The following is a 25,239-nucleotide window of genomic DNA, read 5'->3' as shown; positions in this document are numbered from 1 at the left end:
CGGCGCAAACGATTTTCATCACCAAGGAGAGAATGCATGTCGCCTACCTCAGCCGAAGCCCGCAGACGTTCGCCGCTCAAGACCCCCTCCGACCTGCCGACCAATGCGATCACCGACATCTCGGCCGCGCTGACGGCATTGCTTGCCGATGTTTTTGCGCTCTACGTGAAGACCAAGAACTTCCACTGGCACATGTCCGGCCCGCATTTTCGCGACTACCATCTGTTGCTTGACGAGCAGGCGGAGCAGATCTTCGACATGACGGACGAGGTTGCCGAGCGTGCCCGCAAGATCGGCGGCACGACGCTGCGTTCGATCGGCCAGATCGCCCGCCAGCAGCGCATTCCGGACAATGATGCCGATTATGTCACGCCCGAGGACATGCTCTCGGAGCTGCGCGAAGACAATCTTCACCTCGTCTCCATCCTGCGCGAGGTGCATGCAGTCTGCGACGAGCACAATGACGTCGCGACCGCCAGCCTGATCGAGAACTGGATCGACCAGAGCGAACGCCGCACCTGGTTCCTGTTCGAAACGACGCGCCAGGCCAAGTAACGTTCAGCCTCTCGCCGCCGGCAGGCGCATCAGTCTCGCCGGCGACCAGCCGAGATTCATGCCGGCGGCGGCAAGCAGAATGATTGCCGCCCCGGCAATCTGCATCGGCTGCAGCGCGTGGCCGAAAGCGAGGCGGTCGACCAGGATGGCGGCAACAGGGTAGATGAAGGAGAGCGCGCCCGTCAGATGCGTCGGCAGCTTCTGGATCGCGCCATAGAGCAGCACATACATCAGCCCGGTATGGATGACGCCGACGGCGATCAGGATCAGCCAGGAGCCCGTATCGGCCGGAAGATCCGTAAAATCGGTCATGGGCGTCAGCATGAGGATGCCGGTCGAAACCTGGATCAGCGCGATCAGGTGCGGTGGCGTGCCGCGCAGCCATTTGGCAGCCAGCGCGGCCAGCGCATAGAAGAAGGCAGCGCCGAGCGCCAACAGAATGCCGAGACCGTAACTGCCGGAGACGGCGTCGGCCTGCGGTTTCGCCTCGACGATCGCCGCCATGCCGGCAAAGGAAAGCCCAAGCCAGAAGAGCTTTGTGCCGGTGATCTTCTCGCCGAGAAAGAGTGCGCCGAGCGCAAGCAGCATGAAAGGCTGGGTATTGTAGACGGTCGTCGCGATCGAGATCGACGCATGCGAATAGGAAGCGAACAGCAGAAGCCAGTTGGCAACAATGGCGATGCCGCCGAGGACAGCGATAGCGAGCGAACGCAGGCTGATGATACCGGGCCTGAGCAGGCCGAGCGCCGTGCAGACGACAAGCAGGGTCAGCGCGCCGAAGAAGCAGCGCCAGAAGACCACGCCGCTGACCGGCTGGCCTGACATCACGACGAACCAGCCGATCGTTCCCGAGATCAGCATTGCTGCCGTCATCTCCGCCGTGCCTCTTCTGATTTCACTCTGCATCGCGCTCTCCATCCGTTAGCGGGAAATTGTATTGCGGCAGCGCAGCAATATCTATAGAATAAGAAAGGGAACGGCTGGATAAACCTAATCTTGTTAGGAGTTTTCGCCATGTTGGCTAACGAGATGCAGGCAGTCGACGATATTGACCGCGCAATGATAGAGGCATTGGCGGGAAATTCTCGTATTTCCCTAAAAGAGCTCGCCCAGGCAGTGGGGCTTTCCTCGCCGAGCGCGGCGGAGCGTCTGCGCCGGCTCGAGGATCGCGGCGTCGTGACGCTTTTCACCATCGATCTCGATCCGGCGGCGATCGGCTACCCGCTTCAGGCGATCGTGCGGGTGCGCCCGCTGCCCGGTCAGCTTCACATCGTCGAGCGCATTATTCAGGACACGCCGGAGTTCATTGAATGCGACAAGGTCACGGGGGACGATTGTTTCATCGCCCGCCTCGTCGTTCGCTCTATGGCGGAACTGGACAACATCCTCGACAAGGTCGCCGAGAGGGCGGAGACCAATACGTCGATGATCAAGTCCTCGCCGGTCAAGCGCCGCCTGCCGCCATTGATCCGGAAAAGATAGTCTCAGAAATCCGCCCAGGCATCGGCCGCTGAAATAATCCGGTCGAAACGTAAGTCCGGCCGGCTCGGTGGCGTTCATACGCCAGTCGAACCGAAGCCGCCGGCGCCGCGTTCGGTTTCGGTCGTCTCCAGGGCTTCTGTGATCCGGGCCTGAACGAAGGGCGCAATCACCATCTGCGCGATACGCATGCCGCGCGTGATGGTGAAATCCTCCTCGCCGTGATTGACGAGGATAACCTTCACTTCGCCGCGATAGTCGCAGTCGACGGTGCCGGGTGCATTGAGGCAGGTGACGCCGTTCTTGGCGGCAAGGCCGGAGCGCGGGCGCACCTGGCCTTCGAAACCCTCGGGGATTTCGAAGACGAAGCCGGTCGGAACGAGCGCGCGTTTGCCGGACGCCAGCATCAGCGGCTTGTCCGCGTCGATCGCCGCGCGCAGATCCATGCCGGCGGCACCGCGCGTTTCATAGGCGGGCAGATCGAGGCCTTCGCCGTTCGGCAGGCGGATCAGATTGAGGCTCGGGCGGGTGTCTGTGTGAACGGTCATGCGGCATTACTTCGTGCCCAATGCCGCAAGGTCAATTGCAATGGCGCGCTTTAATCGCTAGATACGCGGCAATTCCACAGGATTCACATCATGGCCGAAAGTCTCGCCGAGGCGGTCTCCCGCCGCCGCACATTCGCTATTATCGCGCACCCGGACGCGGGTAAGACGACGCTCACCGAAAAGCTGCTGCTGTTCGGCGGCGCCATCCAGCTCGCCGGTGAAGTGAAGGCGAAGAAGGACCGCATGCAGACCCGCTCGGACTGGATGAAGATCGAGCGCGAACGCGGCATCTCGGTCGTCACCTCGGTCATGACCTTCGAATATGAAGGCAATGTCTTCAACATTCTCGACACGCCCGGTCACGAAGACTTCGCCGACGATACCTACCGCACGCTGACGGCGGTGGATGCCGCCGTCATGGTCATCGACGCCGCCAAGGGTATCGAGCCGCGCACGCTGAAATTGTTCGAAGTCTGCCGCATGCGCGACATTCCGATCATCACCTTCATCAACAAGATGGACCGCGAAAGCCGCGATCCCTTCGAAATCCTCGATGAAGTCGAGGAGAAGCTGGCGCTGGACACGGCCCCGGTCACGTGGCCGATCGGCCGCTCGAAGACCTTTTGCGGCTCCTATCATCTGAAGGAAAATACGGTTCGGGGCTCCGATACCGAGGTTGCCGTCACGCCGGTCAACGGCCCGCAGAGCGTGGCCGACCGCCTGCCGGAAAACGAGCGCGACGCCTTCATCGAAGAGGTGGAACTGGCCATCGAAGCCTGCCGTCCCTTCGATCGGGAATCGTTCCTCGAAGGCCATATGACTCCGGTTTTCTTCGGCTCTGCGCTGCGCAATTTCGGCGTTCGCGACCTCATCAATGCGCTCGGTGCCTTTGCGCCGCCGCCGCGCGACCAGGTGGCCGATGTCAGAACCGTGCATGCCGCCGAAGACAAGATGACCGCCTTCGTCTTCAAGATCCAGGCGAACATGGATCCCAACCATCGCGACCGCATCGCCTTTGCCCGCATCTGCTCGGGCAAGCTGGAGCGCGGCATGAAGGCCCGCCTTGCGCGCACCGGCAAGCAGCTTGGCCTGACCGCCCCGCAGTTCTTCTTCGCCTCGCAGCGCCAGCTGGCCGATACCGCCTTTGCCGGCGACGTGGTCGGCATTCCGAACCACGGCACGCTGCGCATCGGCGATACGCTGACGGAAGGTGAAAGCCTGGTTTTCCAGGGTGTGCCGAACTTCTCGCCGGAAATCCTGCGCCGCGTGCGCCTGGAAGATGCCATGAAGGCCAAGAAGCTGAAGGAAGCCCTGCAGCAGATGGCGGAAGAAGGCGTGGTCCAGCTCTTCCAGCCGGAAGACGGTTCGCCCGCCATCGTCGGCGTCGTCGGCGCGCTGCAGCTCGACGTCCTGAAGGAGCGGCTGATGGCCGAATACGGCCTGCCCGTTTCCTTCGAAATGTCCCGCTTCTCCGTCTGCCGCTGGGTCTCCTCCGACCAGGCTGCGGAACTTGACAAGTTCCTGACCGTCAAGCGTGGCGATATCGCCCGCGATCTCGACGGCGACCCGGTCTTCCTGGCCCAGGACGGTTTCTCGCTGCGTTACGAGGCGGAGCGTTATCCGGCCATCAAGATGGCGGCGATCAAGGAATATCACGCCGCCAAGGCGGCCTGATCATCCCGCCAGCCGCTCGGCCAGAAATTCGACGACGGCGCGCACGGAAGGCAACTGCCCGCGCCGGTGCGGCATGAGGATCGTCGTGGTGACGCTGCCGGCCGTCCAGTCGGGCAGCAGCCGCAGCAGCCTTCCGTCCTTCAGGGCGTCGTTGCAGACCGATGTCGGCAGAATGGTCATGCCCATGCCGGCCGCGGCCGCTTTCAGCAGAACCATCGGCTCGTCTGCCGCCGCGACGGGGCGAGGCGCCACCACGGCCTCGGCGCCGTCCTGCGAGACAAGGCGCCACCGCTCGTCGGACAGGCTCGGCATGACCGCCCTGTGGTCGGCGATATCCTCGACCCGCTCGGGCTTCCCATATTGCGCTATATAGTCCGGCGAAGCGACGAGCAGGAACGGATGAACCGCGATCCGGCGCTGCACGAGCGTCGAATCTGCAAGCGGGAAACGGTGGCTGCGCAGCGCAAGATCGAAGCCTTCCTGGACGATATCGACGAAACGGTCCGTCACATGCAGCGACACCTTGAGTTTTGGATAGCGCACTGTCAGTTCGGCCAGATGCTCGGCGAGCATGAATTGCGCCGTCGGCACTGCTGCCGTCAGCCGGACGGTGCCGCTCGGCTCTCCCAGCCGGTTGCGCACGATACTCTCGGCCATTTCCGCTTCGATGATCGAGGCCTGCGCGTGGTCGAACACGTCCTTGCCGATCTCCGTCAGGGCAAAGCTGCGTGACGTGCGCTGGATCAGCCGCACGCCAAGCCTCTTTTCAAGTTCCGCCACCCGCTTGCTGACCGTCGATTTCGGAATGCCGAGGCGGCGGCCTGCCTCCGTGAAGCTGCCGCCTTCCACCGCCTGTACGAAGAGATGGAGGTCGTTGAGGTTGAAGACGGTCACGTTCGGCTTCCATATCTGTGGACTTTGAGGTGCATTATTACTGTCTATCATCAGATCGTCCACAAAGTCATATTGGCCGGGTCAACAAATTCTTGATGCAAGGACCCCCGACAATGTCACTCACACTCTTTTACGGCGTGCCGGAAGGCTGCTCCTTCGGTTCCATCGTCGCGCTGGAATGGTCCGGTCTGCCGTACCGTCTCTGCCGCGTTCAGATGCCCGAGGTCGTCTCCGGTCAAGATTACCGGCATATCAACGTGGTCGGCGAAACGCCGTCGTTATTGCTGCCCGATGGCCGGCTGATCAGCGAAAGCATGGCGATCCTGAACTGCATCGGCGCACGCTCGATCGACAAAGGCCTGGGCTTTGCGCAGGGCACGGCGGAGTTCGACCGTCTGAACCAGATGCTCGCCTATCTGAACACCAGCTTCTTCAATGCCTTCAGTGCGCTCTGGCATACGGCCGAGCATGAACTGGAACCCACCGAAAAGCAGGTTCTCGTGGCCTATGGCAAGGCCAAGGTGGAGAAGGCCCATCACATGCTGGAGCGTCTGCTTGCCGGCCGCAAATGGCTGCTGGGGGACGGGCCGGGCATCGCCGATGCCTATTTCACCGGTATCGCCCGCTGGAACGAATTCCACAAAGCCGTCGATATCGGGCTCTTTCCTGCCGTGAACGAACTCTATCAACGCATGCAGCAGGAACCCGCCGTTCGCTTCGCGCATGCGATCGAACATCAGGAAAAGGCGGAAAGTATCGGGCGCTTCCTCGGCGAAATCGATCTGGATGAAGCCCTCGGCCTGCTGCGCCGGGCCGCTTGATGGTGTCGTGCCGCCCTGCCCGGTCGGGGCGGCATCTTATCCGGCGTGAGGGGGGCGAAAACCGATGTGGCGCTCCCGACTTATCTCGATCGACCGGTCCAGGCCGAGATGACGACGGACTGGCCGGAAAACCCGCCACCGGCCTGAGAGCCGAAGCGCTGTATTCCAACTGCTATAACGTCGTGCCATAGTGCCGTTCCTGAAGGGAGAGCAGCCGATGGTGAGAGAAAACGAGATTCGCGAAAACGAGGTCGCCCTCGAAAATCCGCCCGATCACAGCGATGCCGGCCTGGTTTTCATCGGCCGCATTTTCACACCCTGGACGTCGCGCATGGAAACGCCGCGTCAGGGGCGGCATGACGGGCCGCTGTGCCGTATCGAAATCTTTGATCCCTGGGTGCCGGCCCTGCAGGGCATTGCAGCTTTCGAACGCCTGGAGGTGCTCTATTGGCTGCACCAGTCGCGGCGTGATCTGCTCTTGCAGAGCCCGGCCCGTAACGGCAAGACGCACGGCACCTTTTCGCTACGCTCGCCGGTTCGGCCCAATCCGATCGGCACGTCCATCGTCAAGCTGGAAGCGGTCGAGGGCAGCGCGGTCTTGGTGCGCGGCCTGGATTGCCTCGACGGCACGCCGCTCCTCGACCTGAAACCGGACCGGGCGCTCTTCACGCCCATCGCCCCGCCGCAGCCGGGCGATTTCCAGATCGGCGATACGTCCATGCCATGAGGCTCAGTCGACGGCCACCATCACGTCGGAAGCCTTGACGACCGCATAGGCTTCGGCGCCGGCCTTGAGGCCGAGTTCGTCCACGGCCTCGTTGGTGATCGAGGCGGTGACGATGGCGCCGTTGCCGATGTCGATGCGGACATGGGCTGTCGTCGCGCCCTTCACCACATCCACGACCCTGCCCTTCAGGCGGTTGCGTGCACTGATCTTCATGGAAATCCTCCGTTTGCGTATCGGCGAGATTATCCGCCGGCGGGCGCGTCCGTCAAACCTTCAGGCGGCGAGATCGTTGAGGAAGTCGTCGCACCAGCGCGAGACGTCGTGCGCCAGAAGATGGTCCATCATCCGCCGCCAGCGCTCGCGACGCTCCTCGAGCGGCATATTGAGGCCGCGCGCCAGCGCATTGGACGTGCCGACAATGTCATAGGGATTGACGAGCAGGGCGCCGTTCAGTTCGCGCGCCGCTCCGGCAAAGCGGGAAAGGACCAGCACGCCCGGATCATCGGGATTCTGCGCGGCGACATATTCCTTGGCGACAAGGTTCATGCCGTCGCGCAGCGGCGTCACGAGCCCAACCTTGGCGAGCCGATAGAGGCCGGCCAGCACAGGCCGGCTGACGGAGCGGTTGATATAGCGGATCGGCACCCAGTCGACCGTGCCGAGCGCGCCGTTCACGCGGCCGGCCTGTTCGGCGACCATGCGCTGCATCGCCTCGTATTCGGGAACTTCGGAACGGGATTTCGGCGTGATCTGCAGATAGGTGACTTTGCGCTGATGCGCCGGGTTGTTGGTGACGAAATGTTCGAACGCGTCGATGCGCTGGGTAATGCCCTTGGAATAGTCCAGCCGGTCGACGCCGATGATGAGGCTGCGGTTTTCGATGCTCTGCTGTGCCTTCAGCACCATGCTGTGGCTGCCGGCCCTCCGGGCGAATTCCGCAAACGCGGCCGTCTCGATGGCGATCGGATAGGCTCCGCCGCGGAACCTGCGCTCGCCGGCCGTGAAACGCCCTTCGCCGGCCATGTCGCCCATCCCCTCGCGTCGCAGGCAGCCCGCGAAATTTTCCAGGTCGTGATCGGTCTGGAAGCCGACGAGATCGTAGGCGGCGAGCCCGCGCATGATCTCCTCGTGGACAGGCATGGCGAAGAGCACGTCGGCCGGCGGCCAGGGAATATGCAGGAAAAAGCCGATCCTGTTCTTCAGCCCCATCTGCCGAAGCTCGGCGGCAAGCGGGATCAGGTGATAGTCGTGCACCCAGATGAGGTCGTCAGGCTTGACCAGCGGCGCCAGCCGATGGGCGAAGAAGCGGTTGACGCGGAAATAGCCGGCCATCTCCGTGCGCCCATATTCGGCAAGATCCAGGCGGTAGTGGCAGATCGGCCAGAGCATGCGGTTGGCGAAGCCGAAGTAATATTCGTCGACATCCCTGGATGTCAGGTCGGTCAGCGCATAGGTGATGTTGCCGCGTTCTTCGATCGCAAGCGGGCCGGGCTCTCCGTCGTCATCCACCTTGCCCGACCAGCCCATCCAGACGCCACCGCGCTTCTCAAGGGCTGCCTCCAGCGCCACGGCAAGCCCGCCGGCAGACGCAGCCCCTTTCTTTTCCGGAACAGGCACCCGGTTTGAAACGACGACGAGGCGGCTCATGGCAAATTCCTTTCACTGAAATAATGGCAGCAACGCAATCAGCCGGCAAAACGGGCAACGATTTCGCGGACCGCCCCCGCCGAAGGCAGAATGCCGCGCGCGGCGGTTTCGCGCGAAGGGGCGCCGACGCGGATCGAATAGCCGCCAAGCCGGTTCGCCGTGCCGAACATCGCCTCATCGGTCAGGTCGTCGCCGATGGCGATCGGGCGGCGGCCGAAAAAGGGCGGGTTTTCGAGAAAGCGTTCGAGCGCGTCCCCCTTGTTGGCTCCGGCAGGCCGGATTTCGAGAACCATCTTGCCGTGCTGCAGTGTCCATTCCGGCCCTGCGCGATCCGCCAAACGCTGCATCAGTTCGATCAGTTCCGCCTGTCGCGCCGGCGCAAGCCGGAAATGGGCGGCGACGGCCGCGCCCTTGTCCTCGATGAGAATGCCGGCCCAGCCTGCCGTTTTTGCCCGCAGTTCGGTTTTCAGCCTCTCGAACTCGCCCGTCGGCTCCACCCTGGAGATGCTGCCGTCAGGGCTGCGCCGCTCGGCTCCGTGCAGTCCGGCGGTCGGAAACTGGAAAGGCGCGAAGAGGCGGTCGGCATAGGAAAGTCCGCGCCCCGTCACCAGAGCCAGCGCGCCACCGAGCCTGCGCGACAGCGCGTCAAGCTGTGCAGGCAGCGATGGCGGCACGATGATCTCGTCCGGCGTCGGCGCAAGATCGAGGAGCGTGCCGTCTATATCGAGGAAGAGGGCACCGTTCGGAAGATAAGAAGAGAGCGTGGAGAAGGTCTCGTCCTGTCGGGAAGCGCCGCCGGATAGCGGAGCTTCTGATAGCCGATTGCTGTTCGTCATGCCGGGGAAACTAGGTCAGCACGCTCCTCCGGCAACCCTTCGTCGCGTTCAATCCGCCGGCGTGCCGGCCGGATGCCCGGCATAAAAGGCCTTCGCATCCGCCGTGAAAGCGGCGCGCTGGCCAGCGGTCGTGTAGAACATATGCCCGCCGCGATAGAGCTTCAGCGACACGCGATTTTCCGCAAGGGACGGCGGCAGGTGATCGACCACATAGCGGCTGACGCCGTAGGGCGTCACGAGATCGCTGTAGCCATGCGCGATCAGCAGGTGGAAGGACGGGTTGGAGGCGAGCATCTGCCGGATGTCGTCGGTGGCGCTCGCCTGGAAACGCGAACCGCCGCCGCGGCCGCTGCCCCATTCCCAGCGACGGCTGACATCGCTTTCGAGCAGCGTATAGGTCATCTCCGTCTTGAACCCGAGCTCGTTACGGGCATAGTCGGCAAAAGCGCCGCCATAGGCGCGGGTAAAGCCGTCAAGGATCGCGTCGTCGCCCCGGTCGTAATCGGATTCCGGATAGGGGTCGGGCGTCGCGAAGGCGGCATCGTAAGGGCTCATCACCTTGCCCGCCTCGTTGCCGGAATGTTTGGCATAGGCATCGCCGAGAAAACCGCGATTGCGGGTGACGATGTCCTGCGGGATGCCCGTCAGAGCGGAGACCTTGTTGTAGAAGGCCGTTGCCGCATCGCCCGCCGGTGCGGGGCCGGCAAGCGTCGTCAGATATTCGCCAAGCGCGAAACGCTCGGCAACGCGCTGGCCGGATTCGCTGAAGCTCTTGTGCCGGTCGGCTTCGGCGGCTGCCAATGAGGGCAATTCCAATGCGGCACCGAGGGCGAACTGGTCGGCATTGAACATCAGCTGACCTTCAAGCAGCGGCGAAAGCATGACGGTGCCGGCGATGATGATGCCCTGGCTCTGCTGCAGCGCCGAGGCGACCTTGGCGGCGCGAAAGCCGCCATAGCTTTCGCCGAGCAGGTATTTCGGCGAATTGGCGCGGTTGTTGTGGGCGACATAGAGGGCGATCGCCTTCGCCATCGTCTGCGCGTCGGAGCCGACATTGTAATAGTTCGAGGCGTCGTCCGCCTTCACGGTACGGCTCCAGCCGGTGCCGATCGGGTCGATCAGCACGAGGTCGGTAAAATCGAGCCAGCTATGCGGGTTGTCGACAAGCTTCGCATTGGCGCCGTCGCGTCCGTCCGGCCCGAAATCCAGAACTTTGGGGCCGACGAGGCCGAGATGCAGAAAGGCCGAGGCAGCCCCCGGTCCGCCATTGAAAGCGAAGGTGATCGGTCGGTCCGGCCCCGCATCCCTGGCAATGTAGGCGGTATAGAAGATCGCAGCGTTCTGCCCGCCATCCTGTCCGAAGAGGTCGAGCGTGCCCGCGGTCGCCGTGTAGGCGATCCTCCGGCCCTCCGCCGTCGTCAATTCATGCGCGGTCACGGAATCTGCAGGCAGCAGCTTGAGCACCCCCTCGCGCACGGCGCTCTGCTGGGCGGGGGCGCGGCGTTCCGCGGCCCCCTGCGCGAAAGCCAGGGCCGGCGCGAGTGCGGCAGTCAGCGAAGCAATGAAAAGCAGGGATCGCAAGCGCAAGTCAATCTCCTCCGGCGGGTCGGAATGCGGCTGAGATAGGGTAGCAGCCGCCTGCCTTCGATGGAGATCAAGAGATGGTGATGGGCAAGTGAGCCCGGCTCATTCGCCCTTCTCGATGGTGCGGGCGTTCACGTACAGGGCACGGCCGGCCCGCCAGCCGTTGAAGGCCGCGCCAAGTCCGAGCGCGACGAAAAGCACCGCGCACCAGGCGAAACTGCCCGTCCAGCCACGGATCAGGCCGACGATGAACGGGCCGATGGCGGCGAGCAGGTAGCCCACGCATTGCGCCATGCCGGAAAGATGAGCGGCGACATGCGGATCGCGCGAACGCAGCACGATGGTCGTCATCGCCGCGGCAATCAGCCCGCCCTGACCGATACCCTGCAGCACGGCCCAGAGCCAGACCGTGGAAAGGGGCGCAAAGAGCAGGCCGAGAAGCGCGATGACGGCGACGGCGCAGAGCGCCGCGTTGGTGAGGCGCTGATCCCTGCCGCGTACCGCGACATGCGGCACGACGAGACAGGCGGCGGCCTGCACCATGACGGAGACCGAAACGATGCCGCCGGCCACGACGCCGTCGAGACCGCGTTCGCGCAGGATCGGCACCAGCCAGCCAAAGACACAATAGGCAAGCGCCGATTGCAGGCCCATGAACAGCGTGACCTGCCAGGCGAGCCTGTCGCGCCACAGGCCCTCGACACGGAAGCCGCTGTGCCGCGCCTGTTGGCTGCTTGCAAAAACCTGCGGCAGCCAGACCAGCCCGACAACGAGGGCAGGCAGCGCCCAGACGGCGAGTGCGCCTTCCAGCGAGCCGCCGAGCGCATGTTCGATCGGCAGTGTCAGGCCGGCGGCGCCGGCAGCGCCCGCGCAGAGCGCCATCGTGTAGAGACCGGTCATCAGAGCCGCGTTCGCGGCGAAGTCGCGCTTCACCAGTCCGGGCAACAACACGTTGCCGACGGCGATCGCAGCACCGGCAAGCGCCGTCCCGAAAAACAGCAGCGGGATGAAGGAAAGGCCGCGCAGCGCCGTGCCGAGCGTCAAGAGCAGGAGCACGCCCAGCAGCGTCCGCTCGGAACCGATGCGCTGGGCGAGCCACGGAGCAAGCGGCGAGAAGGCGCCCAGGCAAACGACGGGCAGGGTGGTCAGCAGACTGGCGCCGAGCGGTGACAGGCCGAGTTCGGCCCGGATCTCCGGCAGCAGGGCGGAAGCGCTGGAAAATACCGGCCGCAGGTTGAAGGCGATCAGCACGAGGCTTGCACCGAGCAGGAAGCGCGCCGCAGCACCCTGCTTGCGCGGCGGCAGAGGTAAAGGCACGCTGTCGATTTCGGCATCGATCATCGTCTCGTCGATCGCGTCGAACGAGTGCGTGGCATCCTGTATGGGTATCGTCATGAAAGAAGCATCCGGTCGAGAGCGGAAAGGATGGGTGCCATAAAGCCGCGCACCGCAGCATCGGCCTTTTCGGGGCTGCCGGTCTCTATGGCGTCGACGATCGCCTGATGCGCCTGCATGTCAGGCTCGGGAATCGCCTTGTCGAGTGTGGCGGCAATGGTTTGTGCGATCGAGACGGAGAAGAAATCGTAGATCTCGATCATCGCCCGGTTGCCGGAGGCGGCGATGACCGCCTTGTGGAAGGCAAGGTCGCGTTCGATGAAGCCTGCCGGATCGCCGCCTTCGTAATTGCCGCGTTCGGCAAGCAAGGCGCGAAGTTTGGCGATGGTGTCCGGCGTTTTGCGGACGGCCGCAAGCCGCGCGCCTTCGACATCGAGCGCGCAGCGCGCCTCGAACTGATCTCTGAGGCTGGCGCGGCGCGCCATGGTGAGCGGCCGGCTGCTGTCGGCGGTCGAAAGCACATAGGTGCCCGAGCCCTGCCGCGTTTCCAGCAGGCCCTGCGCGACGAGAACGCGCACGGCCTCGCGCACCGTGCCGCGGCTGACCGAGAGCATGGCCGAAAGCGTGGCCTCGTTCGGCAGCTTCTCGCCGATGGCCCAGCGCTTGGCCAGGATTTCGCTGCGGATCGCCTCGATGGCCGTGTCGGCAAGATTGGTTTTGCTGAGAGGTTGCATGGCTCTATTCATAAAATCATCTGATGACTTTATGAATAGAGCCATTTCTGCTGATCGTCAACGCGTGAAGGCGGCATTAAAAAAGGGCCGCTCTCGCGACCCTTTCCATGAGGTTTGGCCTGTAACCGGCCGGACCGTCTGATGCGGCCCCAGGAAGGTGGGGTTTAGAGCGAGGGCTGCCTCGCTTTCATCACCACTTCCATGCCCGTTACGAGGTCCGAAAACTCATTAGACATTGGATCACCTTCCTTTCGTTACGTTGATAATGATCTAAAGGTAGGCCGTTTCCCCTGAGATGCAAGAAAAAATCGCATGGCTGTTTTTTAGCCGGCGTCTGACCAAATCGTTCAATTGCCTGGTTTTCTGCCGCGGTGATCACGCAAATCCCTATCGCTTTTGCGGAAAGTGATCTTGAGCATCGTCAAGAATTCGTCATCTTCGCCTTGCAAATCGGGTGGCTGTTAAGTCGTTATTAGCCGTAGCGTCAGACAATCGAAGACGTTTTCAGCATTCCTGCCGCAGCAGGCGGCGGGCCGGAGCAAGAGCATGTGTCGCTGGGCAGCCTATCGCGGAGAACCCCTCTACCTGGAGGAGCTGGTATCCTCGCCCGCCCATTCCCTGATCGAGCAGTCCCATTGCGCCACCCGCGCCAAGACGGCAACGAACGGTGACGGCTTCGGCATCGCCTGGTATGGCGACCGGCCGGAACCCGGCCGCTACCGCGATATCCTGCCGGCCTGGTCCGATTGCAACCTCAAGAGCCTGGCGCGACAGATCCGCTCGCCGCTCTTCCTCGCCCATGTGCGGGCCGCGACCGGCGGCGGTACGCGGCGTGACAATTGCCATCCTTTCACGCATGAAACCTGGTCCTTCATGCACAACGGACAGATTTCCGGCTTCGAGCGTCTGCGCCGGCCGATGGAATCCATGCTCGGCGACGACCTGTTCAACGCCCGCAGCGGCACGACGGATTCCGAGCTCATGTTCCTGCTCGCCCTCCAGTTCGGCCTGCGGGACGCACCGATTGCCGCGATCGCCGAGACGATCGCCTTCGTCGAAGGTCTGGCGGAGAAAATTCTCGGTTCCGCGCTGCTGCGTTTCACGGCCGCCTTCTCGGACGGCAAGTCCCTCTATGCGATCCGCTATGCCACCGACCGCCGGGCGCCGACGCTCTATGCCTCGCCGCTGGCCAAGGGATATTGCCTCGTTTCCGAGCCGCTGAACGATGATGGCGATGCCTGGCAGGAAATCCCTGACGGCAGTGCGGTGACTGTCAGCGCCGACGGCCTCGAGATTGCCGCCTTCCAGCCGGAAAAACGTCCGGCCAAGAGGCCGGAGCCAGTTTCTATCCTCGCATAAGCTGCTCGGCGATCAGCGCCGCCAGTCGCTCGGCGACCTCGTCCTTGGAAAGATCGGGCCACTGCTCGATGCCGTCGCGGCGGATGAGCTTCACGCTGTTGCGCGTGCCCCCCATGATGCCGGTTGATGGCGAGACGTCATTGGCAACGATGAGGTCGGCGCCCTTGCGCTCCAGTTTCACCCTGGCATTGGCCTCGACGTCCTGCGTCTCCGCCGCAAAGCCGATCACCAGCGTCGGCCGCGTCGTGTGATGGCCGACGGTCTTGAGGATATCGGGGTTCTCCGTCAGCGCCAGTGTCGGGATGGATTCGCCGGGATGCTTCTTGATTTTCTGGTCGGCGGCCGAGGCGACACGCCAGTCGGCGACCGCTGCCACCATCACCGCGACATCGGCGGGAAGGGCGGCCAGTACGGCGTCGCGCATCTCTTCGGCCCGTTCGACATGCACCATCCTGACGCCGACGGGATCGGGGATCGTTACCGGACCGGACACCAGCGTCACATTGGCGCCAAGCCGCGCAAGGGCGCTCGCAATGGCGTGTCCCTGCCGGCCGGAGGAGCGGTTGGCAATGTAGCGCACCGGATCGATCGGCTCATGGGTCGGGCCTGACGTGACGATTGCCCGCTTGCCCGCAAGCGGCTTCGGGCCGTCGTCGAGCAGCGCTTCGGCCGCCGCCACAATGTCGATCGGTTCGGCCATGCGGCCGGTGCCGGCTTCGCCGCTTTCCGCCATCTCGCCGGCCATGGGGCCGATGAAGCGGATGCCATCGCGCCGCAACGTTTCGACATTGCGTTTCGTTGCCGGATGCGCCCACATTTTCGGGTTCATCGCGGGGGCGGCAAGCACCGTGCGGTCGGTGGCGAGCAGCACGGTGGAAACCAGGTCGTCGGCAAGGCCATGCGCCATCTTCGCCATCAGGTCGGCGGTAGCCGGCGCGATCAGCACCAGATCGCAATCCCGTGCCAGCCGGATATGGCCGACATCCTGCTCGTCCTGCCGGGAGAAGAGATCCGTGAAGACGTGGTCGGCCGCAAGGGCGCCGACGGCAAGCGGAGTGACGAATTCCTGCGCCCCCTTTGTCATGACCGGGCGCACGGAAGCACCGCGTTCGCGCAGGCGGCGGATCAGATCGAGGCTCTTATAGGCCGCGATGCCGCCCGAGATGAGGAGGAGGATGCGTTTGCCGCTGAGAGCCATGGTCTTTCCCGTCGCTTCTTTTGACCGAGAAGGACCCTAAGCCTTTGGCGGAAAACATGCAATCGCCGGCATTCAGGTCGCCTTGACCCGCCTCGGCGTGAAGATCGCGATCGCCATGCCGACGCCGGCCAGCTGCAGGATCGCACCGCCGGCTTCGGGCACGGTCGGCATGCGCTGCTCGAACAGGAAGCCGTAGAAAAGACCGAAGACGGTCTCCGCCACGATAAGCTGAGCGGCGAGCGCCAGCGGCAGAAGGCGCGCGGCAATCATCCAGGAAAGCGTGGCAAGCCAGGAGCCGGCAATACCCATCACCGCCACCCAGAGGACGAAATGAAAGGTCTCTTCGCCGGTGAAGCTGATATTTTCCCAGATCGAGGTGAAGGGCAGGAGGATGACGGCGCCGATGCCGGCGCCGATCCCCTGCAGGGCAGTCCAGTGCATGGCGCTCGGAGCCTCCGCAGACTGCATGACCGCCGCGCTGATGAGGCCGTAGACAACCCACAGCGCCAGCCCGATCAGCGCGGCGGCGATGCCGAGCAGGATGCCGGTCTGGTCGCCGGCGGGCGTGCTGGCGAAGATCGAGACATTCACCCAGCCGATGCCGGCGGCAATCAGGATCAGCGGCAGCGCCAGCGCGCTCCATCCGATCGAGCGGTCCTTGAAATTGGCGATGATGGCAAGCAGCACCGGCATCGTGCCGATGACGAGCGGCGGAATGGCCGTGCCCGCATAGCGCACGGCATAGGAAATGCTCATGAAATAACCGACATAGCCGAAGCCGCCGAGGGCGATGCCGGTCAGGAGCAGCGAGCGCCGCAAGCCCACCGGGCGGAAGCGCGGATTGACCATCAGGATCAGGCTGACGGCGGCAAAGAGTCCGTAGCGCGCGACCGTCAGATCGATCGTCGTATAGGGCACGACGACGCGCGGGGCGACGAAGCTGAGCCCCCACAGCGCGCAGGTGGCGAGACCGCAGAGGATGCCGATCAGCATGTGATGCTCCGAAGAGATGAGCCGCGCTCCGGCAGGAAGGGGATGGGAGCGGCCGCGAAAGGATGTTGCCTAGCCCGATATGCCCTATCGGCCGCCGACACAAGGGCCTCTCTGCGACATGGCCGGGGCGGCTTTGGGACAAAGGACGTCATTGTTGCTCTGAGATCATCAATCAAGTGACGAAAGCGCACTTCAGTCAAAGATACCGCGGCGACATAGTGGGGCCGATCAACAAAGGAGTTGCCTCAATGTTTGCTGTAACCGGAGTGACGGGCCAGGTCGGCGCGGCCGTTGCCGATCATCTGCTGAAGGATGGTGCCGAGGTCCGTGCCGTCGTCAGAAATCCCGAAAAGGCCGCCGGCTGGAAAGCGCGTGGCTGCGAGATCGCCGTCGCCGACATGTTCGACGCCGCATCGCTGACCGCCGCCTTCACGGACGCGGATGCCGTCTTCCTCGTCATCCCGCCGCTTTTCGACCCGACGCCCGGCTTTCCTGAAGTGAAGGACATGCTGGCGACGCTGAAGACCGCGCTCGAGACGGCACGGCCTGGAAAACTGGTCTGCCTGTCGACGGTCGGCGCCCAGGCGAGCCAGCCGAACCTCCTGAGCCAGCTCGGCATTGTCGAGAAAGAGCTTGCAGCTCTTTCTATCCCGGTGGCTTTCCTGCGCGCCGCCTGGTTCATGGAGAACGCTGCCTGGGATGTGGCGCCGGCGCGCGAAAGCGGTGTGATACCGAGTTTCCTGCAGCCGCTCGACCGCGCCGTGCCGATGGTTGCCGTTGACGATATCGGCGCGCTCGGCGCGCAGATGCTGCGCAAGGACTGGCAGGGGGTAAGCGCGGTCGAGCTGGAAGCGCCGGAGCGTATCAGTCCGGCCATGATTGCCGCCGCCTTCGCCAGGGCGCTCGGCAAGGAGGTGAAAGCCGAGGTCGTGCCGCGGGAACGTTGGGAAGAGCTGTTCCGTGCCCAGGGCATGAAGAACCCGCAACCCCGCATGCGCATGCTCGACGGTTTCAACGAAGGCTGGATCGAATTCGAGGGCGGTCGCGAGAAATCGCTGAAAGGCGCGACGACAATCGAGACGGCAATCCGCCGCCTCGTCGCGGGCGTGTGAATGCGAGGGCCGCAGTCAGTGAGCCGCGGCCCCATACGCGTTGCTTTCAGGTGCGCGTGATCGAAATGCCGCCGTCGACCAGTAAGGCCGTGCCGGTGACGAAGCTTGCATCGTCGGATGCGAGATAGAGCACGGAGCGCGCAAGTTCTTCCGGGGTCGCGACACGCTTCAGCGCATGCAGGTTCGTGATGAAGGCCTGCTTGTCCGGCGTGTCGTTCATTTCGCGATACATGTCCGTATCGACGGCACCCGGCAGGACGGCATTGACGCGGATGTTCTGCGGACCGTATTCGGCCGCGAGCGCTTGTGTGAGCCCGATGAGACCGGACTTGCTGGCGGCATAGGCGGCCACGCCCGGGAAGGAAAAACTGTAGCCGACAAAGGTCGAGGTGAAGATCACCGAGCCGCTGCCATGCCTGGCCATCTCGGCGATCTGATGTTTGGCGGCAAGGAAGGAGGCCGTCAGGTTGATCGCCAGCGTGTCGGCAAAACCCGTTTCCGAAACGTCCGTGCTCGGACCAGCCTCGCCGATCGTGCCGGCATTGTTGAAGGCGATGTCGAGCTTGCCGTAACGTTCAACGGCGGCCGCGACCAGCGCCTTGTGATAGTCTTCCGAGCGGACGTCGCCGGCAACGGCAACCGCATCACCGCCGGCAGCCCTGATTTCGGCAACCAGGCTATCGAGTTCGGCCTGGCGGCGGGCGCCGACGACGGCCTTGGCGCCTTCGGCGGCGAAAAGCCTGGCGGTCACGCGACCGATGCCCGAGCTTGCGCCGGTGACGATTGCGACCTTGTTGGACAGACGGTTCATTGTTTCATCTCCTCGATCTGGGTTGGATCGGCCTTGCCGGCCGGTTTCGATGAGGGGAAGATGGCATTGTTCTTTCGTTCGGATTAGTGTCCTGATTGCGGAGCTCGAATTCGGAAAAGCCGAACGATGATGAAGCCAGGCCATGATGAAGATTGAGGGGATTGCGGCTTTCGTCGCCGTGGTGGAGGCCGGTTCGGTCAGCGAGGCCGCCCGGCGGCTGCGGCTGTCGAAATCCGTCGTCAGCGAAAGGCTGGCGGAACTGGAAAAGACGCTGGGTGCCATGCTCGTCCATCGCACCACGCGCAAGCTAACGCTGACGGAGGATGGAGCTGCCTTTCTGGAGCGCGCCGGGCGCATCGTCCGCGAGATGGAGGATGCGCAGGCCGATATGGCCGAGCGTCGCGGCACGCTCTCCGGTCCGTTGCGTATCGCCGCTCCCGTTACCTTTGGCCGCTTGCATCTCGGCCCCGCCCTCTATCCGTTTTTGAAGGCGCATCCGCAAATTGCGCTGACGCTCGATATGGATGACCGGCGTGTCGATCCGGCCTCGGACGGTTACGATGCCATCATCCGCCATGGCGCCATTGCCGATACGCGGCTTGTTGCCTGGAAGCTCGCCCGCAGCCGGCGGCTGCTCGTGGCGTCGCCCGACTATATCGAGCGGCACGGCAAACCCGGCTCCCTGTCCGATCTCAACGGTCATCGCGGCATCTTCTATACCAATCGCGGCGTCGCCGACTGGCGCTTCCAGGCGCAGGAGGGCACGGTCATCATCCGGGCGAAGCTGGGTCTCGGCATCAACAACGGCGACATGCTGCATGACGCGGCGATCGAAGGCCTCGGCATCGCGCTTCTGCCGACCTTCATCGCCGGTCCCGCCATTCGCGACGGCCGCCTCGTCGAGATCGATGTCGGCGCCAGGCCGGAGCCCGAATTCATCTACATGGCCCATCCCGAAGGCCGAAATCCTTCCGCCAAGCTGCGCGCCATCGCCGACCATCTGAAAAAGACGTTCGGCGACCCGCCCTATTGGGATCCGGAGGGTTAGTTCAGAAGACCCATGAGATTCTCGGTCACGGGAGAGCGCTGGCTGCGCAGCACGGCAAGTGCCAGACGCGCCACCGCCGGTGGTCCCTGGATCGGCCGGTAGGCGACGCCGGCGAGCTTGATCTGCGAAATCGAGGCCGGCACGATCGAGACGCCGAGATCGGCGGCGACGAGATTGACGACCGAGGAGATTTGCGGCGCCTCCTGCGCGACCGTCAGTTCGAAGCCCGCCTCGCGGCAGGCGCGCACCACGTCGTCATAGAGGCTGAGGCCGACGAGACGCGGGAAGAGGATGAAAGGTTCCTTCGCCAGCGAGGCGAGCGGCAACGTCTTCTGCCTTGCCAGCGCATGGCTGGCCGGAAGCGCAACCACCATCGGCTCGTCGGGCAGGCGCTTCAGCCTGATGCCATCGGGATCGTCAAGGCCGGGTCGCATGAAGGTCGCGTCCAGCTCCCCGCGCTCCAGCTTCTGCACCAGCCCGAGCGTATTCATCTCCGTCAGCGACAACAGCACATCCGGCCAGCGGGCCTGAAAGCGCCGGATCGTCGTACTGACGATCGGGTTGAAGGCGGAAGAGGCTGTGAAGCCGAGCGACAGCCTGCCGGTCTCTCCGCGATTGGCGCTCTGCGCCGCCAGCCGCGCCTTCTCCGCCGCCGCAAGCGACGCTTTCGCTTCAGGCAGGAAGGCCGCGCCGGCTTTCGTCAGCTCCGCCCCGTGCGGCACGCGATGGAAAAGCATCGCTCCGATTTCTGTCTCCAGATCACGGATCTGCTGGCTGAGCGGCGGCTGGCCGATGCCGAGGCGCGCGGCCGCCCGCGTGAAATTGCCTTCTTCGGCCACCGCCAGAAAATATCGCAGATGCCGCAGCTCCATCGCCATCTCCAAAACCTATCAGGATCGCCAGTTTCATATATTGGACAAATGGAGCCGTCCTGACTAGATCGGAGGCAGGAAGGAATTGAAAATGTCCGACTCCGCGATCCAGGACGTTGCCGGCCTGCCGGCGACCGACAAAAGACAGCCCGAAGACTATCTGACGCGCGGCAGCGGCGCCTATCGGCGCGCCAGCCTCGCCCTCTTCCTTTCAGGTTTTGCCACTTTCTCGCTGCTCTACTGCGTGCAGCCGCTCCTGCCGAGCTTTTCGCGGGAGTTCGCCGTCAGCCCCGCCGAAAGTTCGCTGGCTTTGTCGCTCTCCACCGGTTTTCTGGCGATCGCCATCGTCTGCGCCGCCGCCGTTTCGGAAGGGCTCGGCCGCCGCAGCCTCATGTCGATCTCGCTGGTCGGTGCGGCCGTATTGACGATTGCCACCGCCTTTGCGCCGAATTGGCATCTGCTGCTGGTCATCCGCGCGCTGCAGGGCTTCGTGCTCGGCGGCGTTCCGGCCGTCGCCATGGCCTATCTCGCGGAGGAAATCGAACCGCGCGGCCTCGGCGCCACGATGGGCCTCTATGTCGGGGGCACGGCCTTCGGCGGCATGTCAGGCCGGGTTCTGACGGGCATCTTCGCCGAATATCTCTCCTGGCGGCCGGCTTTGTTCCTGATCGGCGCCATCGGTCTTGCGGCGGCGATCGGTTTTATCGCGCTCCTGCCGCCGTCGCGCAACTTCGCCCGCCGCGCCGGCTTCGATCCGCGGTTTCACCTGAAGGCATGGATGGGGCATCTCGGCAACCCGGCGCTGCCCTTCATCTTCGCCATCGCCTTTTTTGCGATGGGCTCCTTCGTGACGATCTATAATTATGCCGGCTTCCGCCTCGTGGCGGCCCCTTACGAACTGAACCAGACCGAACTCGGCCTGATCTTTACCGTCTACCTGTTCGGCATCGGCGCTTCCTCGGTTGGCGGCCTTCTGGGAGACCGGCTCGGCCATTTCACCGTGCTCCTCGCCGGCATCGTCATCACCGCCACAGGCGGCGCGCTGACGCTCTTTGCCTCGCTGCCGCTCATCATCCTCGGTATCGTCGTGCTGACCAGCGGCTTCTTCATGACGCATTCGGTGGCAAGCGGCCTCGTCGGCAGGCTCGCGGACGGCACCAAGGGGCACGCCTCCTCGCTCTATATGCTCGCCTATTATATCGGCTCCAGCGTCATGGGCTCCGCCGGCGGCTGGTTCTGGGCGATGGAGGGGTGGTCGGCGGTGGTGATCTTCACGCTGGCCATGATGACGCTCGCTCTCCTGTCCGCGTTGACCGCGCGCCGCCTCGCCCGCCGCCGCGCTTGACTTCTCGCCTCCGTCGATTAATTTAACCTATGAGTTAAATAAAGGCCGGAGGACCGTCGTGAAAAAGACCTACCATGGAAGCTGCCATTGCGGCGCCGTTGCCTACGAGGCCGGGCTTGATCTTTCGGCGGGCACGTTCAAGTGCAACTGCTCCATCTGCCGCAAGAAACGCAGCTGGCTCGCGGTCGTCCAGCCGCAGGATTTCAGGCTGCTGTCGGGCAGGGACGGGTTGCGCGAATATCTGTTCGGCTCCGGCTCCATCCATCATCTTTTCTGCGGGAGCTGCGGCGTGGCTTCCTTTGCACGCAACGACAACGAGACGATCGGCCCCTTCATCGCCGTCGCCGTCAATTGCCTTGACGACGCCAGCGCGGAGGAGCTTGCCGCAGCTCCCGTCGCCTATTTTGACGGCATGCAGGATCGGTATGACGCCGCACCTGCCGAAACGCGGCATCTGTGACGGCGGCCCTCAGCCAAGCCGGATATAGGGCACGTCCTTCTTCGCCACCTCGTCCAGCGCCTCGTCATAACCGGCGTCGGCATAACGCATGACGCCGAGCGCCGTATCGTTGGTCAGCGCATGGTCGAGCCGTTCGTCGGCGGCCTCAGAGCCGTCGGCAACGACGGTGACGCCGCAGCTCGTCATGTAGCCGGCATAACCGCCGCCGCCGGAATGGACGACCACGAGATCGGCCATCGAGGAGCAGAGCATCATCGCATCGAGGAGCGGCCAGTCGGCAATGGCGTCGGAACCGTCCTTCATGCGCTCCGTCATGATGTTCGGATGCGCCATCGCACCGGCATCGAGATGGTCGCGCGAAAAAGCGACCGGACCCTTGAGCTCGCCATTGGCGACCAGTTCGTTGACCCGTCGCGCCAGCGCCGTGCGCTCGCCGTGGCCGAGCCAGGCAATGCGCGCCGGCAGCCCTTCGAAGGGAATATGCTCGCGCGCCAGCCGGATCCAGTTGGTGATGATCTTGTTGTCGGGAAACATGTCCATGAGCAGGTCGTCGATGCGGGCGATATCGCTCTCCTCGCCCGAGAGCGCCATCCACCGGAACGGGCCGATGGCGCGGGCAAAGAGCGGGCGCAGATAGGCTTCGGTGAAAATCGGAATGTCGAAGGCATTGGCAACGCCGCCCTCGCGGGCCTGTGTGCGGATGAGATTGCCGTTGTCGAAGACCTCGGAGCCCCGTTTCTGGAATTCCAGCATCGCGGTGACATGCTCGACGATCGAGGCGCGGCTGGCCGCCATCAGCTGGCCCTGGCCGTCGTCGCGCAGGCCCTTCACCTGATCGATGCTCATGCCCTTCGGCACATAGCCATAGACGAGGTCATGCGCCGAGGTCTGGTCGGTGACGACATCGGGCACGATGCCGCGCCGGACAATTTCCGGATAGACCTCGGCCGCATTGCCGACGAGACCGACGGAGCGCGCCCGCTTTTCCTTGACCGCGGCATCGATCATCGCCAATGCGCTGTCGAGATCGGGCGCGATCTCCTGCAGGTAGCCGATCTGCTGGCGCTTGCGGGCGCGTTCCGGATCGATATCGACGCAAAGGATCGCCGCACCCGCCATCCGTCCCGCCAGCGGCTGCGCCCCACCCATGCCGCCGAGCCCCGCCGTCAGCACGAAACGGCCGGAGAGATCGCCGCCGAACCGGCGCTCGGCAATGCGCATGAAGATCTCATAGGTGCCCTGGATGACACCCTGGCTGCCGATATATTGCCAGGCGCCGGCCGTCAGTCCGCCCCAGCAGATCAGGCCCTTGCGCTGCAGCTCGTAGAACACTTCGGCCTTCGCCCATTGCCCGACGATATTGCAGTTCGCCATGATGACGAGCGGTGCCTTGGCATGGGTCTTCACGAGACCGATCGGCTTGCCGGACTGGATGATGAGCGTCTGGTCCTCGTCCATTTCGGTCAACGCCTTGACGATGCCGCGATGCGCCGCCCAGTTGCGCGCCGCCTTGCCGAGGGCGGCGTAGACGACGAGATTGTCGGGGTCCTCGCCGACCGAGAGCACGTTTTCCAGAAGCCGCAGCAGCGCTTCCTGCCGCCAGCCCCTGGCGCGCAGCTCCGGCCCGCCGGGAATGGGAAATTTCGGATGGCGTGGATTGGCCTTGGGCATCTTGGGTTCCTCGTCGTTTTGTCATCGGCGCAGGCGCACCGGTTGATTCACTTGGCCGGCATCGGTCCCACATAGGCGAGTGCGGCATCGATGAGCCGCCGCCGCAGGGCATCGTCGCCATAGACATCGGCATTGGCCCGCACCCAGCCATGCATGATCCGCTCGCCCGACAGCATCTGGATCACGCCCGGCTGCGCCAGCGCCCAGCCGTCATTGCCCTTGCCGAGACGCAGCAGCATGCCGTCATGGCGTGCGCAGCAGAGCAGGTTGCCGTTGAGCATGAAGGCCCAGCCGCCGAACATGGACTTTTCGCCGAGGCCCGGCCGGTCGCCGAGTTCCTCGCGCATCAGCTCTTCCAGGCCGCGATCGCGCGCCATGGTTCAGGCCCTCGCCTCCAGTGCATAGCGTGCTATCTCGATGCCCATTGCCTTTTCGACAGGTGGATAGACGGTCGGATCGAGCACGCTGGCCGAGAGCGGTATGATCTCCTTCGGCACATGCAGGATGAAGACATGCATGCCGCCCTTGAGCTGGCCGACGGACAGCGGCTCGCCCTCCTCGGAAAGCGTGGTGATGACGGCCGGGAAGGTCGCGACCCGCGTGCCGCCGGCATCGTCGACCGCCATATATTCGTTCATCACATGCAGGGTGACGGCCTTGTCGCCGGCGCCGACCGTGATCGTGCCGATATCGAAAGCTTCCTTGGTATAGACCACATCCTTCTTCGTGATCGTACCTTCGGCCAGGATATGGCCGCCTGTCGTCTTGCAGATCGCGTCGATAACGGCCGATCCGCCTCTTTTCTCAGCTTCGATGATCGCCTCGCCGAGCTTCAGGGCCATCGAAATGCCGCCGAGCGCGGCATTCCTGCGGACATAGGAGGCGCGCAGCGGATTGCGGCAGCTGGCAATGAAGCCGCCGGACTGGTCGGCCGCTGCCCGCAGCACCGGCGAGATCTTCGCCGTCGCACCCTTCACGACCAGCTCGATATAGCGGTTCTCGGCGCGATTGCCGCCGACCGCCGTCTGGATCATCTGTTCCGGCGAACCGGCCATGCCGATCGAGCCCATGTCGCCGGTCGGATGGGCGCGGATATCGCCGACCGCATCGACCACCTTGGTGCCGAGGATCGCCGAAGGCAGCCAGCCGTTCAGCGTCGAGGACTTGCCGTTCTGACCGATGATGAGGCCGGAGAGCCTGTCGCCGAGCGCCTCCTGCAGCAGCTGCACGGCCTTCACATAGTCGATGCCCTGCATTTCCCAGGGTGTGGTGGAGGCCGGCGCGCCGATCGCCGCCGCCGTCGCGATCCAGTCGTCGTCGCCAAGCTCCTCGATGGAGACGAGCTCCGGCTTGCCGACATTGACGGCGGCATAGCCGAGCATACGGCCGTGATCGGCCCAGCCGCCGCCGCCGGCGGCATAGACGGAGCCGCCCTTGACGGCGGCTTCCACGTCCTTCTCAACCAGTATGCGTCCCATCGCCCTTCTCCTTCCTCTGCATGATCCCGAAAAGTGTGAAGCGCTTTTCGCAGGAGTT

Annotated in this window: 26 protein-coding genes; 10 read left to right on the top strand and 16 right to left on the bottom strand. The window is 64.0% G+C overall.

Going from position 1 to position 25,239, the window contains the following annotated elements; translation table 11 throughout:
- Positions 1-36: 36 nt before the first annotated feature.
- The gene (locus ACU8HS_RS07625) at positions 37-555 is read left to right on the top strand and encodes a Dps family protein (protein ID WP_112565243.1); all 519 of its coding nucleotides are present in this window, start codon (positions 37-39) and stop codon (positions 553-555) included.
- Positions 556-558: 3 nt separating this feature from the next.
- On the opposite strand, the gene ACU8HS_RS07620 is transcribed toward ACU8HS_RS07625, so the two are convergent.
- The gene (locus ACU8HS_RS07620) at positions 559-1,473 is read right to left on the bottom strand and encodes a DMT family transporter (RefSeq protein WP_113412559.1); all 915 of its coding nucleotides are present in this window, start codon (positions 1,471-1,473) and stop codon (positions 559-561) included.
- 96 nt (positions 1,474-1,569) lie between these two features.
- Here ACU8HS_RS07620 and ACU8HS_RS07615 point away from each other — a divergent pair, with 96 nt between their 5' ends.
- Positions 1,570-2,037, top strand: a complete 468-nt coding sequence (locus ACU8HS_RS07615; RefSeq protein WP_447015702.1) for an Lrp/AsnC family transcriptional regulator — start codon at positions 1,570-1,572, stop codon at positions 2,035-2,037.
- 74 nt (positions 2,038-2,111) lie between these two features.
- On the opposite strand, the gene dut is transcribed toward ACU8HS_RS07615, so the two are convergent.
- On the bottom strand, positions 2,112-2,582 hold the full coding sequence (gene dut, locus ACU8HS_RS07610) for a dUTP diphosphatase (protein ID WP_447015701.1): 471 nt from the start codon (positions 2,580-2,582) through the stop codon (positions 2,112-2,114).
- A 90-nt stretch (positions 2,583-2,672) separates the two neighbouring features.
- Between dut and ACU8HS_RS07605 the strand changes: the two genes are divergently transcribed.
- Positions 2,673-4,256, top strand: a complete 1,584-nt coding sequence (locus ACU8HS_RS07605) for a peptide chain release factor 3 (protein WP_112565250.1) — start codon at positions 2,673-2,675, stop codon at positions 4,254-4,256.
- On the opposite strand, the gene ACU8HS_RS07600 is transcribed toward ACU8HS_RS07605, so the two are convergent.
- Positions 4,257-5,150, bottom strand: coding sequence for a LysR substrate-binding domain-containing protein (locus ACU8HS_RS07600; protein ID WP_112755349.1), 894 nt, complete (start codon positions 5,148-5,150; stop codon positions 4,257-4,259). It lies immediately after the preceding gene.
- Between the two features lie 113 nt (positions 5,151-5,263).
- Here ACU8HS_RS07600 and ACU8HS_RS07595 point away from each other — a divergent pair, with 113 nt between their 5' ends.
- Together ACU8HS_RS07595 and tsaA are read left to right on the top strand one after the other, a co-directional pair.
- The gene (locus ACU8HS_RS07595) at positions 5,264-5,971 is read left to right on the top strand and encodes a glutathione S-transferase family protein (RefSeq protein WP_112755351.1); all 708 of its coding nucleotides are present in this window, start codon (positions 5,264-5,266) and stop codon (positions 5,969-5,971) included.
- A gap of 217 nt (positions 5,972-6,188) precedes the next feature.
- Positions 6,189-6,698 carry a tRNA (N6-threonylcarbamoyladenosine(37)-N6)-methyltransferase TrmO gene (tsaA, locus tag ACU8HS_RS07590; protein ID WP_112755353.1) on the top strand — a complete coding sequence of 170 codons (510 nt, stop codon included), beginning with the start codon at positions 6,189-6,191 and terminating at the stop codon, positions 6,696-6,698.
- Positions 6,699-6,701: 3 nt separating this feature from the next.
- Here tsaA and ACU8HS_RS07585 read toward each other — a convergent pair whose 3' ends face one another.
- The 6 genes from ACU8HS_RS07585 to ACU8HS_RS07560 all read right to left on the bottom strand — a co-directional run bounded on the left by ACU8HS_RS07585 (position 6,702) and on the right by ACU8HS_RS07560 (position 12,834).
- Positions 6,702-6,911: a TOBE domain-containing protein gene (locus tag ACU8HS_RS07585; protein ID WP_112565258.1), complete on the bottom strand. Its 210-nt coding sequence runs from the start codon at positions 6,909-6,911 to the stop codon at positions 6,702-6,704.
- Between the two features lie 60 nt (positions 6,912-6,971).
- Positions 6,972-8,345 (bottom strand): alpha,alpha-trehalose-phosphate synthase (UDP-forming), encoded by a 1,374-nt coding sequence (gene otsA / locus ACU8HS_RS07580; RefSeq protein ID WP_112755355.1) that lies wholly within the window; start codon positions 8,343-8,345, stop codon positions 6,972-6,974.
- Positions 8,346-8,383: 38 nt separating this feature from the next.
- The gene (otsB, locus tag ACU8HS_RS07575; protein ID WP_447015700.1) at positions 8,384-9,181 is read right to left on the bottom strand and encodes a trehalose-phosphatase; all 798 of its coding nucleotides are present in this window, start codon (positions 9,179-9,181) and stop codon (positions 8,384-8,386) included.
- Positions 9,182-9,229: 48 nt separating this feature from the next.
- On the bottom strand, positions 9,230-10,768 hold the full coding sequence (locus tag ACU8HS_RS07570; RefSeq protein WP_447015699.1) for a S10 family peptidase: 1,539 nt from the start codon (positions 10,766-10,768) through the stop codon (positions 9,230-9,232).
- Positions 10,769-10,867: 99 nt separating this feature from the next.
- Positions 10,868-12,160 carry a CynX/NimT family MFS transporter gene (locus ACU8HS_RS07565; RefSeq protein WP_447015698.1) on the bottom strand — a complete coding sequence of 431 codons (1,293 nt, stop codon included), beginning with the start codon at positions 12,158-12,160 and terminating at the stop codon, positions 10,868-10,870.
- A complete protein-coding gene (locus ACU8HS_RS07560) occupies positions 12,157-12,834 on the bottom strand; it encodes a FadR/GntR family transcriptional regulator (protein ID WP_112565268.1) in 678 nt (225 codons plus the stop codon). The genes ACU8HS_RS07565 and ACU8HS_RS07560 overlap by 4 nt, the downstream gene beginning before the upstream one ends.
- Before the next feature lie 546 nt (positions 12,835-13,380).
- Here ACU8HS_RS07560 and ACU8HS_RS07555 point away from each other — a divergent pair.
- Positions 13,381-14,193: a class II glutamine amidotransferase gene (locus ACU8HS_RS07555; protein WP_447015697.1), complete on the top strand. Its 813-nt coding sequence runs from the start codon at positions 13,381-13,383 to the stop codon at positions 14,191-14,193.
- Here ACU8HS_RS07555 and coaBC read toward each other — a convergent pair.
- A complete protein-coding gene (gene coaBC / locus ACU8HS_RS07550; protein WP_447015696.1) occupies positions 14,180-15,391 on the bottom strand; it encodes a bifunctional phosphopantothenoylcysteine decarboxylase/phosphopantothenate--cysteine ligase CoaBC in 1,212 nt (403 codons plus the stop codon). The two genes, ACU8HS_RS07555 and coaBC, sit on opposite strands and share 14 nt — an antisense overlap.
- A 72-nt stretch (positions 15,392-15,463) precedes the next feature.
- Positions 15,464-16,384, bottom strand: a complete 921-nt coding sequence (locus ACU8HS_RS07545; protein ID WP_113500290.1) for a DMT family transporter — start codon at positions 16,382-16,384, stop codon at positions 15,464-15,466.
- 248 nt (positions 16,385-16,632) lie between these two features.
- Here ACU8HS_RS07545 and ACU8HS_RS07540 point away from each other — a divergent pair, with 248 nt between their 5' ends.
- Positions 16,633-17,496: an NmrA family NAD(P)-binding protein gene (locus ACU8HS_RS07540; RefSeq protein WP_447015695.1), complete on the top strand. Its 864-nt coding sequence runs from the start codon at positions 16,633-16,635 to the stop codon at positions 17,494-17,496.
- Positions 17,497-17,542: 46 nt separating this feature from the next.
- On the opposite strand, the gene ACU8HS_RS07535 is transcribed toward ACU8HS_RS07540, so the two are convergent.
- Positions 17,543-18,307 carry an SDR family oxidoreductase gene (locus ACU8HS_RS07535; RefSeq protein ID WP_447015694.1) on the bottom strand — a complete coding sequence of 255 codons (765 nt, stop codon included), beginning with the start codon at positions 18,305-18,307 and terminating at the stop codon, positions 17,543-17,545.
- Between the two features lie 142 nt (positions 18,308-18,449).
- Here ACU8HS_RS07535 and ACU8HS_RS07530 point away from each other — a divergent pair, with 142 nt between their 5' ends.
- Positions 18,450-19,355 (top strand): LysR family transcriptional regulator, encoded by a 906-nt coding sequence (locus tag ACU8HS_RS07530; RefSeq protein WP_112565279.1) that lies wholly within the window; start codon positions 18,450-18,452, stop codon positions 19,353-19,355.
- Here ACU8HS_RS07530 and ACU8HS_RS07525 read toward each other — a convergent pair.
- Entirely contained in the window at positions 19,352-20,227 is an 876-nt protein-coding gene (locus ACU8HS_RS07525) for a LysR family transcriptional regulator (protein WP_447015693.1), read from the bottom strand. The two genes, ACU8HS_RS07530 and ACU8HS_RS07525, sit on opposite strands and share 4 nt — an antisense overlap.
- 91 nt (positions 20,228-20,318) lie before the next feature.
- On the opposite strand from ACU8HS_RS07525, the gene ACU8HS_RS07520 reads away from it, so the two are divergent.
- A complete protein-coding gene (locus tag ACU8HS_RS07520; protein WP_447015692.1) occupies positions 20,319-21,572 on the top strand; it encodes an MFS transporter in 1,254 nt (417 codons plus the stop codon).
- A 58-nt stretch (positions 21,573-21,630) separates the two neighbouring features.
- Positions 21,631-22,032, top strand: coding sequence for a GFA family protein (locus tag ACU8HS_RS07515; RefSeq protein WP_447015691.1), 402 nt, complete (start codon positions 21,631-21,633; stop codon positions 22,030-22,032).
- Between the two features lie 9 nt (positions 22,033-22,041).
- On the opposite strand, the gene ACU8HS_RS07510 is transcribed toward ACU8HS_RS07515, so the two are convergent.
- The 3 genes from ACU8HS_RS07510 to ACU8HS_RS07500 are packed head-to-tail and all read right to left on the bottom strand — an operon-like array spanning position 22,042 to position 25,181.
- Positions 22,042-23,703, bottom strand: a complete 1,662-nt coding sequence (locus tag ACU8HS_RS07510) for a urocanate hydratase (RefSeq protein ID WP_447015690.1) — start codon at positions 23,701-23,703, stop codon at positions 22,042-22,044.
- Between the two features lie 47 nt (positions 23,704-23,750).
- Complete coding sequence (locus ACU8HS_RS07505; protein WP_112565287.1) at positions 23,751-24,080, bottom strand: TfoX/Sxy family protein; 330 nt, start codon at positions 24,078-24,080, stop codon at positions 23,751-23,753.
- Positions 24,081-24,083: 3 nt separating this feature from the next.
- Positions 24,084-25,181, bottom strand: coding sequence for a DUF917 domain-containing protein (locus ACU8HS_RS07500; protein ID WP_447015689.1), 1,098 nt, complete (start codon positions 25,179-25,181; stop codon positions 24,084-24,086).
- Positions 25,182-25,239: the final 58 nt, after the last annotated feature.

It is taken from the genome of Rhizobium sp. KDH_Rht_773_N, assembly GCF_052946295.1.
This window is presented reverse-complemented; position numbering and strand designations above follow the sequence as displayed.

Bases quoted from the DNA above. Each gene is read 5' to 3' on its own strand.
- ACU8HS_RS07625 (WP_112565243.1), top strand. From the start codon at position 37: ATGTCGCCTACCTCAGCCGAAGCCCGCAGACGTTCGCCGCTCAAGACC.
- ACU8HS_RS07620 (WP_113412559.1), bottom strand. From the start codon at position 1,473: ATGGAGAGCGCGATGCAGAGTGAAATCAGAAGAGGCACGGCGGAGATG.
- ACU8HS_RS07615 (WP_447015702.1), top strand. From the start codon at position 1,570: ATGTTGGCTAACGAGATGCAGGCAGTCGACGATATTGACCGCGCAATG.
- dut (WP_447015701.1), bottom strand. From the start codon at position 2,582: ATGACCGTTCACACAGACACCCGCCCGAGCCTCAATCTGATCCGCCTG.
- ACU8HS_RS07605 (WP_112565250.1), top strand. From the start codon at position 2,673: ATGGCCGAAAGTCTCGCCGAGGCGGTCTCCCGCCGCCGCACATTCGCT.
- ACU8HS_RS07595 (WP_112755351.1), top strand. From the start codon at position 5,264: ATGTCACTCACACTCTTTTACGGCGTGCCGGAAGGCTGCTCCTTCGGT.
- tsaA (WP_112755353.1), top strand. From the start codon at position 6,189: ATGGTGAGAGAAAACGAGATTCGCGAAAACGAGGTCGCCCTCGAAAAT.
- ACU8HS_RS07585 (WP_112565258.1), bottom strand. From the start codon at position 6,911: ATGAAGATCAGTGCACGCAACCGCCTGAAGGGCAGGGTCGTGGATGTG.
- otsA (WP_112755355.1), bottom strand. From the start codon at position 8,345: ATGAGCCGCCTCGTCGTCGTTTCAAACCGGGTGCCTGTTCCGGAAAAG.
- otsB (WP_447015700.1), bottom strand. From the start codon at position 9,181: ATGACGAACAGCAATCGGCTATCAGAAGCTCCGCTATCCGGCGGCGCT.
- ACU8HS_RS07565 (WP_447015698.1), bottom strand. From the start codon at position 12,160: ATGACGATACCCATACAGGATGCCACGCACTCGTTCGACGCGATCGAC.
- ACU8HS_RS07560 (WP_112565268.1), bottom strand. From the start codon at position 12,834: ATGCAACCTCTCAGCAAAACCAATCTTGCCGACACGGCCATCGAGGCG.
- ACU8HS_RS07555 (WP_447015697.1), top strand. From the start codon at position 13,381: ATGTGTCGCTGGGCAGCCTATCGCGGAGAACCCCTCTACCTGGAGGAG.
- coaBC (WP_447015696.1), bottom strand. From the start codon at position 15,391: ATGGCTCTCAGCGGCAAACGCATCCTCCTCCTCATCTCGGGCGGCATC.
- ACU8HS_RS07545 (WP_113500290.1), bottom strand. From the start codon at position 16,384: ATGCTGATCGGCATCCTCTGCGGTCTCGCCACCTGCGCGCTGTGGGGG.
- ACU8HS_RS07540 (WP_447015695.1), top strand. From the start codon at position 16,633: ATGTTTGCTGTAACCGGAGTGACGGGCCAGGTCGGCGCGGCCGTTGCC.
- ACU8HS_RS07535 (WP_447015694.1), bottom strand. From the start codon at position 18,307: ATGAACCGTCTGTCCAACAAGGTCGCAATCGTCACCGGCGCAAGCTCG.
- ACU8HS_RS07530 (WP_112565279.1), top strand. From the start codon at position 18,450: ATGATGAAGATTGAGGGGATTGCGGCTTTCGTCGCCGTGGTGGAGGCC.
- ACU8HS_RS07525 (WP_447015693.1), bottom strand. From the start codon at position 20,227: ATGGAGCTGCGGCATCTGCGATATTTTCTGGCGGTGGCCGAAGAAGGC.
- ACU8HS_RS07520 (WP_447015692.1), top strand. From the start codon at position 20,319: ATGTCCGACTCCGCGATCCAGGACGTTGCCGGCCTGCCGGCGACCGAC.
- ACU8HS_RS07510 (WP_447015690.1), bottom strand. From the start codon at position 23,703: ATGCCCAAGGCCAATCCACGCCATCCGAAATTTCCCATTCCCGGCGGG.
- ACU8HS_RS07505 (WP_112565287.1), bottom strand. From the start codon at position 24,080: ATGGCGCGCGATCGCGGCCTGGAAGAGCTGATGCGCGAGGAACTCGGC.
- ACU8HS_RS07500 (WP_447015689.1), bottom strand. From the start codon at position 25,181: ATGGGACGCATACTGGTTGAGAAGGACGTGGAAGCCGCCGTCAAGGGC.